Source organism: Microcystis sp. M31BS1, assembly GCF_020245285.1.
Classification (GTDB): Bacteria; Cyanobacteriota; Cyanobacteriia; order Cyanobacteriales; family Microcystaceae; genus Microcystis; species Microcystis panniformis.
This window is the reverse complement of sequence record NZ_JADBVE010000060.1, coordinates 1-2,835: the sequence shown is the minus strand read 5'-3', so window position 1 is coordinate 2,835 and position 2,835 is coordinate 1. Positions and strand designations below refer to the sequence as shown.

3 protein-coding genes are annotated in these 2,835 nt (G+C 44.7%); all 3 read left to right on the top strand.

The genetic code is table 11. The annotated features are described in order from the left end of the window. Positions 1-308: 308 nt before the first annotated feature. The 3 genes from IM509_RS03165 to IM509_RS03155 all read left to right on the top strand — a co-directional run bounded on the left by IM509_RS03165 (position 309) and on the right by IM509_RS03155 (position 2,379). Positions 309-920: a Uma2 family endonuclease gene (locus tag IM509_RS03165; RefSeq protein WP_052276216.1), complete on the top strand. Its 612-nt coding sequence runs from the start codon at positions 309-311 to the stop codon at positions 918-920. Between the two features lie 82 nt (positions 921-1,002). Continuing rightward, entirely contained in the window at positions 1,003-1,536 is a 534-nt protein-coding gene (purE, locus tag IM509_RS03160; protein ID WP_002761719.1) for a 5-(carboxyamino)imidazole ribonucleotide mutase, read from the top strand. A gap of 42 nt (positions 1,537-1,578) precedes the next feature. Then, complete coding sequence (locus tag IM509_RS03155; RefSeq protein ID WP_072927841.1) at positions 1,579-2,379, top strand: tetratricopeptide repeat protein; 801 nt, start codon at positions 1,579-1,581, stop codon at positions 2,377-2,379. Positions 2,380-2,835: the final 456 nt, after the last annotated feature.

Genomic DNA, 2,835 nt, shown 5'->3' with positions numbered 1-2,835 from the left:
TCTCGGTTGGTGAGAGAGAGTCTATCTTTCTCTAAAAAAATGGAGAATCACGTTGGGGAACCCTTTGGTATTTTATCCATGACTACAATGCACAGCAAAGCAAAGGATTAAGCCGCCATCACTACTACCGAATCACCACCCTTTTTCTGGGGTGAAAAGATACCGTGCAGTTTCCGATATTTATAGGAATCGTGTAGCTAATTTTGATGATCAATTAATCTTAACGGCTTGTGGATTATGGAATTTTTATTTAGCGGCAGCATAAGCATTAATTAAAAGGAGAGGCAAGCTGAACTTCTCACAAAACAATTCATTCGGCTTTTTCTTATTTTGCAACAAGTTTATTATGGCGCAAGAGGAGTGATTACTACGTTTCGGGAAATCTAACCATCTACTACAACGCGGAACAACTAAAAAAACGTGATTTCTGTGGTTCCGATTTTTTTGTGGTTTTAGATACCGAAAAACGTCCCCGCAAAAGTTGGGTAGTCTGGGGAGAACAGGGGAAATATCCGGATGTAATTGTCGAGATTCTCTCCGATTCTACGGCCAATATTGACCGCAATAACAAGAAAATTCTCTATCAGAATACCTTTCGCACTCCTAATTATTTTGGGTTTGATCCTAATACTTTAGAATTACAAGGATTTAGACTAATTGAGGGACAATATCAAGCCATTTCTCCCAATGAACAGGGTTATCTCTGGAGTGAACAGTTAGGATTATATTTAGGGATATTTGACCGTAAACTGCGTTATTTTACCGCCGATGGTGAATTAGTCCCCACTCCTCAAGAAGCGGAATTACAGCAACGACAGGCAAAAGAACAGGCTCTTTTAGAAAAAGAAAGGGAACGACAAGCTAAGGAAAAATTAGCCCAAAAATTGCGAGAATTAGGCATCGATCCCGATGCAATTTAGGGGAAATCTGATCAGTAGGGTTTGAAGACAAAATAACAAACCCTGCTATAAGATTAAAAAGCAAAATTATTTTCTAGCAGTTATGGTGACAGCAGCGCCCCTAGTGGGTGTAATTATGGGCAGTGATTCCGACTTACCCACCATGAAAGAAGCGATCGCAGTTTTAGAGGTTTTTCAGATTAGCCACGAAGTCACCATTGTCTCGGCCCATCGTACCCCCGAAAAAATGTTTGAATACGGCAAAAACGCTCATTTAAGGGGAATAAAAGTGATTATCGCTGGAGCCGGCGGGGCTGCCCATTTACCCGGGATGGTGGCATCTTTAACCCCCTTACCCGTGATTGGAGTTCCCGTAGTCACGCGCACTTTACAAGGGTTAGACTCTCTCTATTCAATTGTACAGATGCCCGCAGGCATTCCCGTGGCCACGGTGGCGATCGGTAATGCCAAAAATGCCGGACTTTTAGCGGTTCAAATTCTCGCCATCGGTAATGCTGATCTTTTAGAGCAAGTTATCGCCTATCGTCAATCCCTCAGCGATTCCGTCCTCGAAAAACAAAGCAATCTTCAACGACTAGGCTATCAAGACTATCTAGGGCAGAGTTCACCTAAGTAGGGTAGATTGAGAAAAGATTAAGTAACAAATTATGAAGTAATTATGCGTTGGATCACCGCTTGTGTATTGAGTCTATTGCTCTTTTTTGCCCTACCCATAGCGGCTTATGCCGATAGCCCGACTATTAGCGAAGAACAGATTAGAGAAGGGGAAGTTATCGCCGAAAAAGCCCTAGAAGCCACAGAAAAAGGGGATTACGCCCAGGCCGAAAGCTATTGGACCCAATTAGTCACCAAATTCCCCACTAATCCCGCCGTTTGGAGTAATCGCGGCAATGCCAGAGTCAGTCTCAATAAATTAGAGGATGCGATCGCTGATTTTAACCAAGCGATCGCCATTGCCCCCGATGCCCCCGATCCCTACCTCAATCGCGGCACCGCTTTAGAGGGAGAAGGCAAATATCAAGAAGCGATCGCCGATTATAATAAAGTTTTAGAACTGGCCCCCAATGATGCCTTCGCCTATAACAATCGCGGCAACGCTGAGGGCGGTTTAGGGGACTGGGAAGCCGCCGTCAAAGACTATCGCCAAGCCACTCAACTAGCCCCGAATTTTGCCTGGGCGCAGGCTAATCTGGCGCTGGCCCTGTACGAATTGGGCAGATATCCAGAAGCAGTCCAAAAAATGCGGAATATTGCCCGCAAATACCCCATGTTTCCCGATGTCAGAGCCGCCTTAAGCGCCGTTTTATGGACCCAAGGACAACAGGGAGAGGCGGAAAGCAATTGGGTAGCCGCCGTCGGCATGGATACCCGCTATCAAGACCTCGATTGGGTAAAAAGCGTGCGCCGTTGGCCGCCGAATATGGTTCTAGCCTTAGATAAGTTTCTTAACTTAAAGTAAAGAAGGACTAAATATTAACTTTTCTGGCAGTAGCGGGACTGAGGAGCAAATTATCTGGAAATCCGCGACTAAGATACAGTTGAGATGTGCTGGATTGTACTGCATTTAAACTGCGTCGGGGGAGTTTTAGTACAAATGCTCAAACTTCCTCGACCCAGTTCTGGCTCTCCCAACTACGGTGGGGGTAAATTATCATTTCTGGACGACCAGCCACTGTTCCCCGTTCCCCAAAAAGAAAACTTTGTACCTTACCATTAAGATAACTGCTGTATCTGCAATTGCCTTTTTTACCTATAATGTCGGCTTGAAGGAACCCTCGGTTTCACCTCGGAGATGAAAAGTTCCGCCAGCATAGAACAGCGAAGCACGACTAAGAATAACTCTAATCTATAGTTGCCAATTTAACTTTAGTATGCTAGAGTAGTTTGCGTGGTAGGTCGATAACGCAAAATGTTT